This window comes from Kineothrix sp. IPX-CK (assembly GCF_039134705.1).
GTDB classification, from domain to species: domain Bacteria; phylum Bacillota; class Clostridia; order Lachnospirales; family Lachnospiraceae; genus Kineothrix; species Kineothrix sedimenti.
Genome location: NZ_CP146256.1, coordinates 2,955,784 through 2,973,200 on the forward strand (window position 1 = coordinate 2,955,784; position 17,417 = coordinate 2,973,200).

Annotated in this window: 15 protein-coding genes; all 15 read right to left on the reverse strand. The window is 38.0% G+C overall.

Annotated features, from left to right (window positions below; translation table 11 throughout):
• Positions 1 to 41: 41 nt before the first annotated feature.
• On the reverse strand, positions 42 to 1,655 hold the full coding sequence (gene tnpC / locus V6984_RS14180; RefSeq protein ID WP_342756268.1) for an IS66 family transposase: 1,614 nt from the start codon (positions 1,653 to 1,655) through the stop codon (positions 42 to 44).
• 281 nt (positions 1,656 to 1,936) lie between these two features.
• A complete protein-coding gene (gene tnpB, locus V6984_RS14185; RefSeq protein ID WP_342756269.1) occupies positions 1,937 to 2,296 on the reverse strand; it encodes an IS66 family insertion sequence element accessory protein TnpB in 360 nt (119 codons plus the stop codon).
• Positions 2,286 to 2,648 carry an IS66 family insertion sequence element accessory protein TnpA gene (gene tnpA, locus V6984_RS14190; RefSeq protein ID WP_342756270.1) on the reverse strand — a complete coding sequence of 121 codons (363 nt, stop codon included), beginning with the start codon at positions 2,646 to 2,648 and terminating at the stop codon, positions 2,286 to 2,288. The genes tnpB and tnpA overlap by 11 nt, the downstream gene beginning before the upstream one ends.
• 147 nt (positions 2,649 to 2,795) lie before the next feature.
• Positions 2,796 to 4,121 carry a DUF6602 domain-containing protein gene (locus V6984_RS14195; RefSeq protein WP_342756271.1) on the reverse strand — a complete coding sequence of 442 codons (1,326 nt, stop codon included), beginning with the start codon at positions 4,119 to 4,121 and terminating at the stop codon, positions 2,796 to 2,798.
• A gap of 9 nt (positions 4,122 to 4,130) precedes the next feature.
• Positions 4,131 to 4,691: a uracil-DNA glycosylase family protein gene (locus tag V6984_RS14200; RefSeq protein WP_342756272.1), complete on the reverse strand. Its 561-nt coding sequence runs from the start codon at positions 4,689 to 4,691 to the stop codon at positions 4,131 to 4,133.
• A gap of 3 nt (positions 4,692 to 4,694) precedes the next feature.
• Positions 4,695 to 6,020, reverse strand: coding sequence for a B12-binding domain-containing radical SAM protein (locus tag V6984_RS14205; protein WP_342756273.1), 1,326 nt, complete (start codon positions 6,018 to 6,020; stop codon positions 4,695 to 4,697).
• The gene (gene tmk / locus V6984_RS14210) at positions 6,017 to 6,634 is read right to left on the reverse strand and encodes a dTMP kinase (RefSeq protein WP_342756274.1); all 618 of its coding nucleotides are present in this window, start codon (positions 6,632 to 6,634) and stop codon (positions 6,017 to 6,019) included. The genes V6984_RS14205 and tmk overlap by 4 nt, the downstream gene beginning before the upstream one ends.
• Positions 6,635 to 6,715: 81 nt before the next feature.
• A complete protein-coding gene (locus V6984_RS14215; protein ID WP_342756275.1) occupies positions 6,716 to 8,788 on the reverse strand; it encodes an ATP-binding protein in 2,073 nt (690 codons plus the stop codon).
• A gap of 772 nt (positions 8,789 to 9,560) precedes the next feature.
• Positions 9,561 to 9,803: a DUF6061 family protein gene (locus tag V6984_RS14220; protein ID WP_342756276.1), complete on the reverse strand. Its 243-nt coding sequence runs from the start codon at positions 9,801 to 9,803 to the stop codon at positions 9,561 to 9,563.
• Positions 9,804 to 10,274: 471 nt separating this feature from the next.
• Entirely contained in the window at positions 10,275 to 11,180 is a 906-nt protein-coding gene (gene metA / locus V6984_RS14225) for a homoserine O-acetyltransferase MetA (RefSeq protein ID WP_342756277.1), read from the reverse strand.
• Positions 11,170 to 13,155 carry an NAD-dependent DNA ligase LigA gene (gene ligA / locus V6984_RS14230; RefSeq protein ID WP_342756278.1) on the reverse strand — a complete coding sequence of 662 codons (1,986 nt, stop codon included), beginning with the start codon at positions 13,153 to 13,155 and terminating at the stop codon, positions 11,170 to 11,172. Before ligA ends, metA begins: the two co-directional genes overlap by 11 nt.
• Positions 13,156 to 13,221: 66 nt before the next feature.
• On the reverse strand, positions 13,222 to 13,947 hold the full coding sequence (locus V6984_RS14235) for a pseudouridine synthase (protein ID WP_342756279.1): 726 nt from the start codon (positions 13,945 to 13,947) through the stop codon (positions 13,222 to 13,224).
• 171 nt (positions 13,948 to 14,118) lie between these two features.
• The gene (locus V6984_RS14240; RefSeq protein ID WP_342756280.1) at positions 14,119 to 15,624 is read right to left on the reverse strand and encodes a methyl-accepting chemotaxis protein; all 1,506 of its coding nucleotides are present in this window, start codon (positions 15,622 to 15,624) and stop codon (positions 14,119 to 14,121) included.
• Positions 15,625 to 15,639: 15 nt separating this feature from the next.
• Positions 15,640 to 15,912 carry a hypothetical protein gene (locus tag V6984_RS14245; RefSeq protein WP_342756281.1) on the reverse strand — a complete coding sequence of 91 codons (273 nt, stop codon included), beginning with the start codon at positions 15,910 to 15,912 and terminating at the stop codon, positions 15,640 to 15,642.
• Between the two features lie 43 nt (positions 15,913 to 15,955).
• Positions 15,956 to 17,290: an NADP-specific glutamate dehydrogenase gene (gene gdhA, locus V6984_RS14250; protein ID WP_342756282.1), complete on the reverse strand. Its 1,335-nt coding sequence runs from the start codon at positions 17,288 to 17,290 to the stop codon at positions 15,956 to 15,958.
• Positions 17,291 to 17,417 lie beyond the last annotated feature (127 nt).

A 17,417-nucleotide genomic window follows, 5' to 3' on the forward strand; every position in this document is an offset into this window, starting at 1 on the left:
AGTACCGCCTTGAATTTTGACCGCCATTTTGGCGGCCTGGATTAATCTTTTGTTTTTATCCGGCAGTTCTCCGGGATTTTATCTGACCAGGGAAGTAGATCTTTCAGGAAATCCTGATCGGTATCTTCTTGATGTTCCATCAATTCTGTGAGTAAAAACTCCAGATAGCGGAATGGATTCAGATTGTTTGCCTTGGCTGTTTCAGTAATGCTGTAGGCTATGGCACTAGCCTTTGCTCCGTCAATCGTATCGATTAAGCGCCAGGTATGTTTATGGACACAGAAGGTGCGAAGTGCTGACTCTGTTGCATTGTTATCCAGAGGTACATCCCCGTCATCCAGGAACACTTTAAGATTCTTTTCATGATTGATACAGTAGCTGATGCCTTCCAATGTTTTGCCTTTTGATAGGCGGTTACTCATTTGAACATCTTTTGCCCATGCGAAGAAGGCCTCTACCAGTGGCTTTACGGTGAGCTGTCTCTCCTGCCTTCTTCGCTCAGGAGATAGCCCGGATAATCCATTATCCAGATGATATATGGCTGCGATCTGCTTCAATGCCTGATATGCGACCGTATCCTGTGCGGATTCCCGTCTATTCTTGGGAATCGCTTTGATTGCTTCGGCAAATCGCCGCCTGCCGTGAGCCCAGCATCCTGCAAATATGATATCCGGATTCTTTCGATCTAGTGAATCATATACAGCGTATGCATCGGTCACTAAGGTTCCATGAAAGTTCTTTAAGAACTCTTGCGGGTGCTCCGTCTTTCGAGTCTTTTGATACTCGTAAAGAATGATAGGAGTATCCTTATAACCCTTTCCTGTGCGGTATACCCACATGTAACTCTTGCTATTCGCAGGACGTCCATCCTTTGTTACGAATACTGGTGTTTCATCTGCCTGAAGAATGCGGAATGTAAGCAGCTCCTTCTGCAGATAATCGAACATGATCCCCAGATAACGTTCCGCACATTGGATTACCCAGTTTGCCAGGACCTGCTTGGATATATGGATATCGTTTCGTAAATACTCTTTATTGATACGTTCCAACGGCATTCCGTTTACGTACTTTGCATTATAGATACTCGCAACAAGTGATGGTGTTGCAATACTGTTTCGAAGAAGGCTCTTTGGACGGTCTGCTTTTACAATCGTTTGATTGTCCCTGCCTGCATAGACTGCCACGTGATGCTCTTCTACGGTATAGACAGCTGGTTCCACCTTGACTCTTTTATATACTTCGTCAGGCAATTGTTTCCATCCGTTCACTCCAAAGATTTCTGTCAGTTCTTCCTCGGATAATACATGAGGGATTTCGACAACTGGAAGGCCTGCTAAATCCTTATCTCGTTTTCCGACCTGCTTTTTCTTCTTTGCAGGAAGTACATCATCTTCAGCCGGTTCAACCACATAGAGGGTTTCCGTGAGTGCTTCTGCCTCATTAAATATGAAGTCAAGATTCAGCTGCCCATCCATTACCTCAAGCTTTTCCGAAGAGCGGCCATACCGCTGATTGTTTGCAACTGCAATCTGCTCGATGAGACGTTCCATGTTCTGGTTCAGCTGCTCTAATTGTTCCTGCATGGACAGGATGACAACCATCATGCTCTCTTTGCTTAAGCCATTCAGTTCATCAACCGTGTATTTTTTAGCCATTTCGCCGCTCCTTTAACTGTCATCTATTATACGATAAATGCAGGGAAAAAGCGAATCCGGGTAATTCGGGTCATCGGCATTTTGACGGTGTATAACTACTCTGAAACCTCTAAGAAATGGCTGGTTTTCTTGGTTTTTCAAAGTTTTATCCACTTGAATTAGTTTTCCGGGTTTTGCAGGGAGAACTAATTCACTTTACTAGCTTGTTCTGGTGGATAACTATCCGGATGCGGCGAATCCTGTCAGATTTAACATTTTCAATTTCTACGAAATGCACAAAATCAGAGTAGATCTGTACGATCAACTTCCTGGATCGGTTTCTTTGCAATGACTTCGATACCTTCCATTAACCGTTGGTACTGTTCCTGCGTAATCTCCAGTGCTTCTTCGGTAGTACGAGGCCAGTTGAAGCCTCCAATTTCAAGTCGCTTATATAGTAGCAGGAAACCATCACCTTCCCAAAGAAGTCCTTTCACACGGTCTGTCCGTTTGCCGCAAAAAAGAAACAAAATATTCTTCTGGAACGGATCAAGATTGAAATTATATTTTACAATGGATGCTAACCCGTCAATTCCACGTCGTAAGTCCGTGTAGCCGGTGGCAAGATATATCTTCCGAAATCCAGATGAATCATTGAACATAAGATAGTGCTCCTATCAACCGGCGGAGAAATGCATCCGATGCAGAATCTGCAATTTCAATCATACATCCATTTACATGGATGGTAGCGGAAGAACTTCCGCATTCGTATTTTGGTTCCGCAGTCTTAATTACGTTAGGAACTTCAACAAAACCAGTTGAGAGATCCGTGGGAGCCATACTTGCCTGTATGGTATAGGCCTCTTCCCGAACCCTACGCTGCCAGTAGTAAAACTGTTTCTCGTCGACCTGATTTTGTTCGCACCACTGTTTTTTTGATAATCCGCTTACATTACATTTCTGGATGAGCTTGCTCCAACGGGCCAATCTCATCTTGTGAGTGATCTTGTCCATTCAATAGACCTCCTTGATTCTTTGGAGGCATTATCTCATGGATGTAACTAATTGACACGGTACTGGTTATTTACCGTGTACTTTTGTTATTTTAGGGCAAAATAATAGCCCCAGAAAATTAGGGCTTAAAGTTATTTTTCTTACTTATTATATTTTTTGTACTCTTCCCAACCACCTTGTCATTTGTCCATTACTATCTTCACCAACATAAAACTTTCCATTATAAATAGCACAGACACAATTAGTTGTTAGTAATTTCAAGTTTCCATTTTCCACTGTGGTTATTCTAGCCTCATTTAAATTTTTGCATATTTTGTTAACAGTAGTATTATTTTCTTCACAGTAATCATTAAATCCTTGATCAAATACTGATATATCTTTGCCATTACAAAGTAGATGAACTATTCCATATTCAATATCAGTCACTTCATTTGGCTTCCAGATATCATCTCCTTTTGCTAACTTTGCATTAAGAACATTATATATCCATCCATTAGCATTTCCTCTAGCTATTAAAAACGGATTAATGCCTTCAACTTTATCTTCTTCTCCAAAAATTTCATATGATATCTCATCATACATATAATACAATCTTGTCCAAATTAATTCTATTAACAATGTTAATGGATTTCCATTGTAAGATCCATAGGAAATCCATGCATTAGAATCTGTTGCTAAAGCAAAAGGCATTCCATTTGTTTTTATTAATGAAAATTCACCAGATATAATTAGATTTGGAAAACTGACGATTCCTCCTCCTTTTTTACCTTTCATATTATCTATATGATTAACAAAAGATTTTCTTAGACTCTCTTCACTTTTAAATCCATCATATCCAAATGCTATTCGCAAAGGTAAATATGCTTCCAAAACCAAAGCATGGTATGTATACTGTAATTCTTCACTCAGCTCAATAATTTGTTCGGGATTAGGCAATGCATTTCCAACAATTTGTTTATATGCCATTTCCAACATATCTATCTTCATATCTCTAGTAGGTTCAGAAAGTGACTTAACACTTAATAGATTATTATATGCTGAAGCCAAATCATCTGAAAACAAGTCTTTCTTTACCTCTATAACTGCGATAACTTTATCAATACTATATACTTTTTTACTTGTTTCGGGTATTTTTTCTCCCTCACCAACAACAATCATACAATCGATTTGTCTACTGTAATCACCTTTTGAGTTTTTAATAAACCCAGAACATACCTCCAATTCCAAATTATCAAATATAGCTTTATTAATTAGCTCTTTTGTTAATCCTTCATACATGTCACCAATAGTCGGACCATGCTTAATACATAGATATTTTTCAATATCTTTTATTCCATTTTCTTTCAAGCCTGATAATAACTCTATAATACTTTTTATCATATATACTCCTCTAAAAATTACTGTGCAAAACATATTCATTTCAATAAATACAACCATCTCCACATGTGGGGAGTTGGGAAACAAATCATCCACAATAACCCGTTATAACGAAGTTTCCAATAGATTATTAACTATATTTTGAATACTTTGAATATATTGATCTACTTTTTTTCTTTTGTACACATAAATATATGACGGATGGTGTATCGGAACGTAATATACTCCATTATTTTCCTTATAAAAATAATCAAACTCTTTCCATTTATCAAATTTTATATCAAAGTGTTTTCCCACAGATGAATAAACTTTTTCTCCAAGAAGAAAAACAATTTTAGGTGATAACTGGTTTATTTCTTTTTTTAAGTTCCCAATACAACTGTCAATCTCCTTTTTATTGGGGTACCGTAGTTTTTCTTCTTCATTCAATGGCAAGCATTTAACTAAATTGGTCTTGTATGTAGACACATCTCCAATTTTCAATTCAATGTTATTTATTAGCATTCCCGTATTAGTATTTACTGATAACGGTATCTCATCATCTGATTCTATTTTTTTTGCGGACAATCCAACCCATACAATTTGACACTCTTTTTTGCAATCCATTAAAGGTTTCTGATTATTGCATAATCCGCATTTTTGACATTTTTTTATTTGATCAATCATATTTTACTCCACTAAATTTTGCGTTTTTATTATAAATTCATTTAATACATCATCATTAACTTCACTGTAATTTCCAGAACTAAAATTAAACTGATTTCTATCAAGTAATGTATTAGTAATTTCATCTTGTATACATGTGGGAATTTCTCCCTTTTTTGCAACTATTTCTTTATATAATAAAGTTCCATGGTAAGGACGAAATTTAAAAACACTTGTCCTAAATACTCCCTTAAAATTTCTAGATATATCCATAATCTTACATGCTAATTCGTATGTAGCTTCAAAATCTTCTATTGTTTCGTCTGGAAAACCATAGATAAAATATCCTTTTAAGTCAATCCCATTTCTTAATATCTCGGTTGCAACACTTATTATATCATTCAAAGTTCCAATTTTGTTAATTTTATTTCTTATTTTTTGAGAGCCTGATTCAATCCCCATAAATAATTCTTTACAATTACTTTGTTTTAGTAATTCTACTTTATCTAGTGAATTGACTAATGAAATAGCATGAACCATTCCCCTCCACTCTATACTTGGATAATGACCGAATATTCTACTTGCCATATCTATACTTTTACTATTCCTTAAAAATAGATCATCTAAAATCCTTATACTTTTAATACCAGTATATAATACTAACAATTCATTTATCTCTTCAATAACACTTTGTTCTGTTCTAATTCGAATATCAACGTTATTATTTAGGCTTCTTGCTCCACCACAAAATGCACAGTCAAACGCGCAACCCCGAGATGTAATAATTGATGCTTCATTATCTCCATAGTGATTTGTTATTATCTCTTTCTTAAAGTACTTTCTATTTAAATGAATTGAGGAAATATCCTTAGGCAAATAATCCGAATTATTATCTACTCTATATACTTTTTTATTTTTTAATTCCTTTATTGGAGACTCTTTGCATTGTCCATTAAGGATATCAGGTAAAATAAGTTCTCCTTCACCAATTACTATACTTAAATTATTATTTATATTCCACAACAATATTTCTTCATATATACTTTTAACTGCCGGTCCTCCAATAAAATATTCGCAGTTAATCTCTATGTTCTCAAGTATGTTCTTAACTAAATGATAATTTTGGGTAAAAACATTTATACCGACATAATCTGGAGCTATATGGACAATTGTATTAACAATATCATCTACACCCAATCTTTCTTTTACACAATCTATTAGTTCAACCTTAAATCCATTATATTCTAAATATGTGGCAATATATCCTAAGCCAAGAGGAGCTAAATATTCTTCATGTTCATCTGTTGTATTTTTAAAAATAGGCGAATTCAAAATCACTACACTCTTCATTGTTTCTCCTTCAGATTTATTATGTGGTTAACAATTGTTTCAATGTTCACATCTGGTCGGTCATTATTTACAACACTTAATACATTTACACCTATTTTTATTAATGTCTGAACTCCTAGTTTCATATAGTTAAGTTCTTTTAATGTCTGATTTCCTTCTTCAAATCTTGTTAAAATAGAGCGTTCAGATAACCTTTTTTGAATGATATCTTCATCTGCACATATTGTAATTTGTAAATCAGGCAATATCACATCATGATTTACACTTAATATAAATTCTTCACTAACACCATCCATTCTTTGGAGAATTAAGGAAGACAATAAATATCTATCTGAAACCACGATTTTTCCATTTTCTAAATTTGGAATGATTTCTATACTCAAATGCTCATACCTATTTGCAGCTACTAAACAAGCTAATTCTAATCCTCCATGATTTTCAGCATACTCTCTAGTGTAATTACCTAATTGCGTTTCTGATGGTTCTTTTGTAAAGTATACTTCATACCCTAATTCTTCTAATTTTGATTTTACACCTGCTAATAATGTTGATTTTCCAACTCCATTTGGTCCATCTATTGCAATAAATTTTCCCTTCAAATCATTTATTTTCAAAAACTTACCCCCTTCAAAAACCTCACTTTATCCCAATTGTTAACATGCATGTAATTAACTTATTATAACATTCCTAAGCAATTAATGTTCTGAATCCATCTCTTTAATCTCAGGCACTTCAAATATCATTGGGACACTCGATTTGAAAGCCTTCCCTGCTGCTACTGCTTGTCGAAACTGAAGTTTATTTAGTGCACTGGAGATTTCTTGTCCAAAATAATTAGACAAAAAATCTATACTAGTTTTATCATATTCTTGAAATGAAATAATTGAATTGCATTGTGTAAGAATCGTCTTTGAAACATTTGCTGTTCTTTGTGCAATTACTAAAAGACCAATATTATATTTTCTTCCTTGTAAGGCAATTTGAGCAATCGAATTAATCAGAGGTTGTGATACTTTATCCGAAATTCCAGCAAAGTTTGATTCTGGAATTATTGTATGCGCTTCTTCAAGTACCAAACAAATACACTTGCCATAATTTTCTTGCTCTTTCGCTATCTTGAATAAAGCTTTAAAAAACGTTTGTGTATACTTCATAACCCCTGAAGTATTTTGTACCTCGGGAAGTTCAAAAATACTTAACTTCTCATCATCTGAAACAATAAATTCTTTGACAGAAGAAATTACCTTATCATATACCTCAATTTTTTTCTTTCTTGAATTTGCAGTATCTTTATTATAATTATTAGCCATCTCATTTTCAATAAAGTCGATATCGTTAAATAATTTTCTTGATGTTTCATCATCAATTATAGATTTCGGTTTTAAATCAGCAAATTTTTCTTTATATTCTCCTGTAAAATCAACACATATAACTTTTACGTTCTCATCCTTAATATACTCTCTAATTATATTTCTTGAAAATATTGATTTACCTGTACCAGTAACACCGATAATAGCAGTATGATGCGTAATAGCGACCTTCTTATCAAGAATTACTGGATAATTTGTTCCTGGTAAATTTCCTAATATAATTTCATTTGAAGTCGTTGTTGTTTCATCAATGTCTGATGCAAGATAAACAGGGCTATTCATATTTGGTACCCAACCATATTTTTCAAATTGAAATTTTTCTTTATTCCAAGTTCCTAATTGTATAGCTTCTCCAATAATATATCCTGTTTCATTTTTATTTGCCAAAGACTCAGTGTGTGTTATTCCATCTACAATCTGATATAACACTTTATTTTCATTTACATTTACTTCTAACATACTTCCTTCGGCAACACATACTTTTGATGCATATAAAAATTTTATTTTCCCGATTTTACTTCCATCTGTAATTAAGCCAATAAACTTATTTACAATACAATCATCAGAAATACTATCCAATAAATAAACAATGTCTTCAATTGGTTTTTCTATTTGTGGAATGTTACAGCATAGTGAGCTAAAATCTTGATTTGAAATAACTTTTATCCACTGTTCTTGGTCCAATAACATTGATTCAAATATCAGTCCCCTCTTATATTCACCATCTGAAGAGCACTTAAACTCAACAAAACTAAAAAGTTCATTTTTCTTATATGTACAATCTAATTTAACTAAAAAAATATTTGTTGATTGAATACCCATTATCGTCCCAATCCCTGTAAAATGAGTACTTTCTTTTCGAGAAAATAACATCTCTATTACTTTAGCTAATTCTGGTAAGTTAAGTAACATGAATAATGCCCAGAAAAGTAATAACGAATTTAACTTTGTTGAAGAAGATGCATATTGAGTTAGTGCTCCCCATATGAAAAAAGCCGAAAAAAGTACATCTGGTTTCCCTAGAATACGATTTATACGTGAAAAAAACTGCACAGCTTTATTTTCATCTTTTAACGAATTCTTTCTAATAATCATCAATGAATAACTTGATACGCACAAATATACAATTAAAACTAAAAAAAAGAAAAATACAGCATCTCTATTTTCAATAGGTATAACTAATAAAGATAAACCTGCTGTTATAGCATTTACAAATATATTTGAATCTTTAGAAAAGAATGGTTGGTCAACCAAAGATAACAATATCAATAGCAAAAAACCTGAAGTAAACCAAAAACTCTTCAATAAATTTTCAAAATTTCTTTCTAATACGTAACCTACACCAATTAATACTATACACGAAAGTGTTAATAAAATAATTCGATATTTTCTACTCATTAGTCGCCCCCACTATATATAATTTCTAATTGTATACACAATATTTTAATTATACAACTACGTTTTACAGTTTACAACAAATAACCCTTAAATTTACAAAAATATGTGATAGCATAAAATGCAATCAAAATCCCCCGTGATAGTATTTTGTGCACTCACTTTCCAAAAGTAATAGTAAAAAGTGCACTCACTTTAACCACCTTATCCACACCAGTATAATTACTTCAAAAAAGTGATAGCATTTTATGCACTCATAATTTCCCTATGATAGCATTTTGTGCACTCACCTTCCAAATTGATAGCAAAAAGTGCTATCATTATATTATTTCAGGGGTTTTAGGGGATTTCCCCCTAACTAGATGCATCAGAGACTGGAGCTGTCTCTTATGCGTATCTAGCAATGGACCCCCTAGGACTTTGCTTAATACTAACTGCAAAATTAGTTCCAATAACAGCACTCATCTCATCGCCTAATACATTTCCAATAACCACTTTTTATTATCTTTATCCGTCATTTTTTTATCCATGTCTCCTTGCCTTGCAAACAAAACACTCCCCACCGACATCGCAGGATACGCCACTAAGCCATCTCTGGCTTTTTGACACCTGTTAGTGGAGTTAATTCCCCTAAAACCCCTGATAATTTATATTCCCCATAGAATTTCCCCATAGATTAGCAATTCTCATTGGAAATTCCCCATCAAAAGATCATTTTCCCATGGAATTTCCACGGGGAACATTCTAATACAACATCAATTTTATTATCATCTAACTACCACACACTATCATCATCCATAGCCTCCACCCATACCTGCAATTCCTCATCCAATGCCAATCTTACATATTCCAGCGGATCATCAATTGCCAATGCATCCAGTCTACCCTGTGAATTCATAGTGGTCTTAATTCCATCTTCCCACTTCCCACAATCTATCCGTAATACATATCCTGCTTCATATACCGTTACATCAATATAATTTTTCTGTTCATTATACCTTGCATATATTCCATTCATAATAATCATCCTTTCTCATGACAACTAAGGCAAATAAAACGATCCTAATTCCAATCCTTCAAATACAGATAAAAGAAAAACTTAATAAAACCAAAAGCAGCATGTCAAAATCGCCCTTTACAGACAACTTCAAAACACACTGCTTTACATACATTCCATGTACCGATTCCCATATCACAGATTATCTTCTACAATCATTTTCATCGTTACAATTCATTTTTAATTTTTACACATTACAGTCAAAAGACCTAATACAAATTTAGATTCTAAACCCAATTAGCACCCAAAATACCGACACCACCAAGCTCATTTTAAATCCAATTGACACCCTAAATTTCTGACACCTTTTTCATCCGTTTTTGACTCCAATTTTGACACCTTTTGACTCCAAAACATACGATATTTTACGATAAGAAAAATAACTTCAAAATCGTTGGAACCGCATGAAATATGGGCTTTTACACCACTTTCCTACAACTCATACGGCGTAACCTGATATACATAATAATTCAGCCAGTTCACATACAAGCAGTTGCAATGAGCTCTCCACTGGAGACTCGGCTTTTGTTCAGGGTCATTGTTCGGGTAGTAATTTTGCGGGATGTCTATGGGCAGCCCCTTTTCCTTATCGCGCACATATTCGTTATGAAGCGTCATGCGGTCGTACTCCGGATGTCCCATGACAAATATTTGCTTTCCTTCCCCTGCCATACAGAGCGTCACTCCGGCTTCCTGCGATTCCGCCAGTACCATCAGCTCTTTGCATGCGTGTACTTCATCTGCGGATACCGTCGTATGCCGGCTGTGAGGAACGAGAAAGTAATCGTCAAATCCCCTTACGAGAGGAATCTTCCGGTTCATTATCTTATGCTCATATATGCCGAAAAGCTTTTCCGGAAGAAGTTCCTTGTTCAGTCCGTAATGATAGTAAAGTCCGGCCTGTGCTCCCCAGCAGATATGTAAAGTAGAGGTCACATTTCGCTTGGACCATTCCATGATTTCGCACAGTTCATCCCAATAATCCACCTCTTCAAAGGCAATCTGCTCCACCGGCGCTCCGGTAATAATCAAACCGTCGTATTTGTTTTCCCTCAATTCATCGAAGGTATTATAGAATTTATTCAAATGGTTCATAGATGTATTGAGTGAGCGGTGGCTGTTCATTTTCATGAACGATACATCCACTTGAAGAGGGCTGTTCGACAGCGCCCTTAACAATTGAAGTTCCGTATCCTGCTTGATGGGCATAAGATTCAAAATACAGATTTGCAGCGGACGAATGTCCTGATGAAGTGCTCTGTTTTCGTCCACCACAAATATATTTTCGTTTTCCAGTATCCCTTTTGCAGGCAAATCATTCTGTGTCTTAATTGGCATGATTTTCTCCTCCTAAAAACTGTTCTATAAATTGCTGCTCCGTAAGAATCGGTACTTGCAGTTCCTTAGCCTTCTTATTTTTCGATGAAGAAGAGGCAATATCGTTGTTGATCAGGCAATCGGTTTTTGATGTCACGCTCCCGGTCACTTTTCCGCCCATCTTCTCAATCGCTTCCTTCAAATCATTGCGGCTGGCGTAAATATTAAGGCTTCCGGTGACGACAAATACCTTTCCGGTCAGCATTTCGCTGCCCTCCTGTGCCTCTTCCACTTCTATTTCTATTTCTTTTAACAGGTTCTCCAGATTCGCTTTGTTGTTTTCTTCTCTGAAATATTGATAAAAGGCAGCGGCTATTACCCCGCCAATTCCGTCAATTCCGTTTAAATCCTCCGTATCTGCCTCTATCATAGCATTAAGATCATAGCGGTAATATCTGCATATCATCTTCGCATTCGCCAGGCCTATATTGGCAATTCCAAGACTATAAATCAGGCGGGGCAAAGTCGTCTTTCTTGCGGTCTCAATACTGTTTATAAGGTTTGTATACGATTTTTCCCCAAATCCCTCTATCTCTATGATTTCATCCTTATATTTCTCCAGATGAAAAATATCCGCATATTCATGAATATATCCCCTGGCTATGAATTTCTCTAGCGTAGCCTCCGAAAGCCCCTCGATGTTCATGGCATCCCTGCTTACAAATAAGGTAAACGCCTTTATTTTCTTCGCGCTGCAAAATGGATTAATGCAATATAGCGATTGTACCTCATTCACCTTTCTGACCTCAGTATTTCCTCCGCACGCCGGACATTCCTTGGGAAGCTCCACATTATCGCTTTTTGTCAGATTCTCAGCGATTTGCGGGATGATCATATTGGCCTTATATACAGTAATGCGGTCGCCGATTCCCAGCTTCAGCCCGCGCAGAATACTTATGTTATGAACCGACGCACGGCTCACAGTGGTTCCTTCCAGTTCTACCGGCTCGAAAATCGCTACGGGATTGATGAGGCCGGTTCTGCTCGGACTCCATTCGATCTCCTTCAGCATTGTTTCCCTTACTTCATCCTCCCATTTAAAAGCGATAGAATCTCTGGGAAATTTTGCGGTGGTCCCTAAAGATTGCCCATAAGCAATGTCATTATAAACGATGACCAATCCGTCCGACGGTACATCGTAGTTTTCAATCTTTTTTTCAAAATCTTCAATAACGGGGATAATAGTATTCTTATCTACTTTTTTAAATTCTACGGTCTGAAATCCCTGCTCCTGCAAAAATAAAAACTGTTCTTCCCTGGAATTATGAAAATCAACTCCATCCGCTTTTACAAGAGCAAATGCAAAAAAATTCACATTCCGCTTTGCAGTTATTTCATTGTTCAGCTGTCTTACAGAACCGCTGCAAAGATTGCGAGGATTTTTGTATTTTGCCGCTACCTCTTCTATTCCTGCATTTATTTTGTCGAAATCGGAATATGTTATTACTGCCTCGCCACGAAGTATCAATTCTCCTTTATAAGGAATGGATACCGGCAGATTGCGGAAAGTCTTGGCATTATTTGTAACAACTTCTCCCACTTCTCCGTTCCCTCTGGTAATCGCTTTTGCAAGTTTTCCGTCAAAATATGTCAAAACAACGGTTAATCCGTCTAATTTCCACGATAATAATGCAGTTTGTTCCTGCACCCAATCCCGAAGCTCTTCTCTGCTCTTCGTCTTTCCCAAAGATAACATCTGTCTTTCATGACGCTCCTTCGGCAGTTCCTCCACAGCCGCATAGCCTACATGTATCGTGGGGCTGTTAGCCAGAACTGTTCCTGTTTCTTCCTCCAACTGTGCCAGCTCGTCATACAATTTATCGTATTCGAAATTGCTCATGAATTCCGTATTTTCTGCATAATACGCTTTAGAAGCCCGATTGAGCAACTCCGTTAATTCTCTCATTCTTTTTGTTTTATCGTCTCTTTTATTCATGTCCGGCAACTCTTCCCTCAATCTGTTTCTTACTATATTATCATTCCGCTCCCATACTTTCAAATACTAATTTCCAATTGCTGCGGCCCGCATCCCGCATGTTTCATATAACTGCTGCAATTCTTCTCCCTGGAGTCTGCGATACTCTCCGGGCTTTAAGCTTGCAAGCTCGACATTCATAACACGTGTTCTTTTTATTTCTTTTACCTCGTAGCCCAAAGTTTTCGACATTCTCCGAATCTGTCTATTGACTCCTTGGGTCAGTATTATATCAAAGGTATACTTTCCAAGCTTCTTAATGTCACACGGCCTTGTTGTAATATCCAGCTCTTCCAGACGAACACCTCTCGCCATCGATTCTAAAAACTCCTGCGAGATCTCTTTAGCCACCTTCACCACATACTCCTTTTCGTGACGGTTGGCTCCACGCATCATCGCATCAATCAGCATTCCGTCATTAGTCATAATGATAAGCCCCTCGGAATCCTTATCCAGTCTGCCCGCATAAGTCAGTCGGACCGGATACTTTAGCTGATCGCTGATCTTCTTCTCCGCATATTTATCCCGCTGCGTACAAGTGACTCCTACTTGCTTATAATAGGCCAAAACCACCTTTTTATTCTTCCCGCCTATGGTTTTTCCGTTTACGGCAATCGTATCCGAATCGCTTACCATACTGCCGATAGCGGCTGCTTTTCCATTTACTGTCACACGCCCTTCCTCAATCAGCTTATCCGCATCTCGTCTGGAGCATACACCACACGCCGCCAAATATTTATTTAAACGTTCCATATTAGTCTTTTCCGCCATTATCTTTCCTATTATTAGAAAAGAATTCACCTCTGTCCGAGGCGAATTCCGCATCTTAGTTTGTCTTATTTATTGTATCACATTTTCACAATATCTAACAGCTTTATATCCATGCTGTTAATTTTCTTTTACTGCATCATGAGGCCAAAGTTATCACATATATTTCATATCCACACATAATACATAAGACTTTCCGAAGCTCGTTTCATATGCCTGGGAATATGTGGAGCATAAATTTCCCGTGGCGCTTGATATGTATTCATGGGACACATACATTTCATCTCTTTGTCTATCCGCCTGACTGAAATAACGTTTCGCCCTATGATCGTCTCCGGGCTCCGCCGGTTTAAATCCTCCTGCTGTCCTTATTTCCACCAGACCGCTCATCACCGTATGGCTCGTCTGCCTGCCGTCGCTGCCAATCACATAGGCACATTCAATATGCGCTTCTTCCTTTAAACAGTTCTTCAGCGTTTCATCTATTTTATTTTCTGCGCAGCCCTTTAACGCATTCAAAGCTTTCTTCATAAAGACTTCCGCCTCGTTGTCAACGAGTTTCTTCTCAAGAACGATTCTTTTGGCAGGATCCACAATAAAGGTGTCCAGGACCTCCTTCAATCTCGCGGTCTCCTCATAAAGGCAAGCATTTGTACTCGCATTTTCCTGTGCCAGCGCAGCATTGTTTTGAATCGTAGAGGATATTCTCGCAATAGTATCTACCATTTCCTTTATATTTTCTTTTTGTCTTGCCGTATTTGTCGCAATTTCCAGACTATCCCCATTTATTTCCCCGAGGGAATCCTTCATCTGTGCAAAACGGTCTGCCGTCAAATTTACTACCGTCTGACATTCTCCTACCTTAGACACGCTCTCTTCTATAAGCCTTCCTGTCTGCTCCACCGCCTTCGTTGTTTGGTGTGCCAGTTCTCCTATCTCCTGCGCTACCACTGCGAAGCCCCTTCCGTGTTCGCCGGCCCGCGCCGCTTCGATAGATGCATTCAAGGATAAGAGCTTAGTCTGAGAGGAGATAGAATAAATCATATCAGCCACCTTGGAAATGTTGCCTGAGGCTATGTTTACCTGCTCCATGGCATCCACCATTTGCACTGCGTCGGCATGTCCCTCTTTCGCGTGCGCCATCAGTTCCGTCATACCTGCGCATATTTTATTTACGTTATTATAATTTCTCTCAGTCTCCTCATATACGCTGTCGGCTTTCACCGTTACCAGATTCATCTCCTCCGCTATCTGCGTTTCATTTTCCGCCAAAAGCACAGTGGTTTGATTAGCCTGCTCCCCAATCTTGTTGATCTGATTCATTATATCGTTAATTTTAACAAACGTCTCTGAAAGCGATACGGTTATTTTGGTAAGAGCCGCTTTTATCGGAATAAAATCTCCGTAAAATTTCGCAGTATCCGACATCTGAACGAGCAAATCGCCTACCGACAGGTGAGAAAGCACTCCGGATATCTCCGCTATGTATTCGTTCAATAGGTTAGCAATCTCGTTAATATCCTCGCTCACTCTTTGAAGATGCTCCTCCCCGGCCTCAATTTTATCGATATCCAGATTGCCTTTCGCAAGCCGGTTCGTCTGCTTCCTGATTGCCTCACAATCCTTCTCCAATTGTCTGTACATGCTTCTTTTACTCATCATGGCTTCTTCTCCTTCTTAATTTAAATCAGATAAAATACACCTTCCTATTTCAGAACAAAAGTGTGCTTTGCTCACTCTCGCAATCATATACTCCCGCAGCCCAGCTTTTGTTCCGCGCAAAGCTGCGCATCCTGCACGGAGTGCTTTTATTTCATAGGAAACCGAAACATTATCACTGCAACGTAACAAGGTCTTTCCTATGAAATAAAAAAGTCTGGGCAAGGCAATACACCTTATCCAAACTTCTTCGTTCAGCATCAAATCTTTATTTTCTCTGATCTTTTTCATGCTTAATATATTATCACAACATACGTACAATAGTAAATACATTTTATACAATGCCCTGAGCCGTCATTGCTTCTGCAACCTTAAGGAAGCCTGCAATATTAGCTCCTGCCACATAATTGCCTTCCATATTGTATTTCTTGGAAGCTGCATCTAGGTTATGGAAGATATCTACCATAATGCGATTTAACCTGCTGTCAACTTCTTCGAAGGTCCAGCTAAGTCTTTCGCTGTTCTGGCTCATTTCAAGTGCGGAAGTAGCTACGCCGCCTGCGTTGGATGCTTTGCCGGGGCAGAACAGAACTTTATTCTGCAGAAAATAATCGGTTGCTTCCAAGGTGGTAGGCATATTTGCGCCTTCTGCAACTGCAAAGCAGCCGTTCGCAACAAGAGCCTTCGCATCATCGAGGTTAAGCTCGTTCTGCGTTGCACAGGGAAGCGCGATATCACATTTTACGCTCCAAACGCCTATTCCTTCATGATACTGTGCGCTGGATCTGGCCGCTGCATAATCCGTCAGTCTTGCACGTTTCACTTCTTTTATTTCTTTTAATAAATCCAAATCTATTCCTTCGGAGTCATAAATCCAGCCTGTAGAATCTGAGCAGGTAACCGGTTTTGCACCGAGCTGCTGCGCTTTTTCAATAGCATAAATAGCTACGTTGCCCGCACCGGAAACCGCGATCGTCTTGCCCGCGATGTCTTTACCGTTGCACTTTAGCATTTCTTCTACCAAATACAACAAACCGTAACCCGTAGCCTGCGTTCTTGCAAGAGAACCTCCATAGGTAAGCCCCTTTCCCGTAAGAACTCCTTCGTAGCTGTTGCGGATTCTCTTATACTGCCCGTACATGAAGCCGATTTCTCTGCCTCCTACGCCGATATCTCCTGCCGGTACGTCCGTATCCGCGCCAATATGTCTATAAAGCTCCGTCATAAAGCTTTGGCAGAATGCCATAACTTCTCTATCCGATTTGCCCTTAGGATCGAAATCGGAACCGCCTTTACCGCCGCCGATAGGAAGTCCGGTAAGGGAGTTTTTGAAAATCTGCTCAAAACCCAGGAACTTGATAATGCCAAGATTAACAGACGGATGAAATCTCAATCCGCCCTTGTAAGGTCCGATAGCGCTGTTGAACTGTACGCGGAAACCATTATTCACCTGAACCTGTCCTTTATCATCCACCCAGGGAACGCGGAACATAACGATTCTTTCCGGTGTAACTAATCTTTCCAGTAAAGCATCTTTTTTGTACACTTCTTCATTCGCTTCGATTACCACACGAAGGGACTCCAGAACCTCTTTTACCGCCTGAATGAATTCCGGCTGTGCCGGGTTCTTTGCTACTACCAAGTCAAATACCTCATCAACATATGACATCTACGTGTCCTCCTTTAGTTTGAATGTATAATCCTTATGTAAACAATGAGCGATTCGCTTCGCGAATTGCTCTTTTACTTAAAAAAAAGCACAAAAGAACAAGCTTCTGTGCCAAGACGTCTTTGTC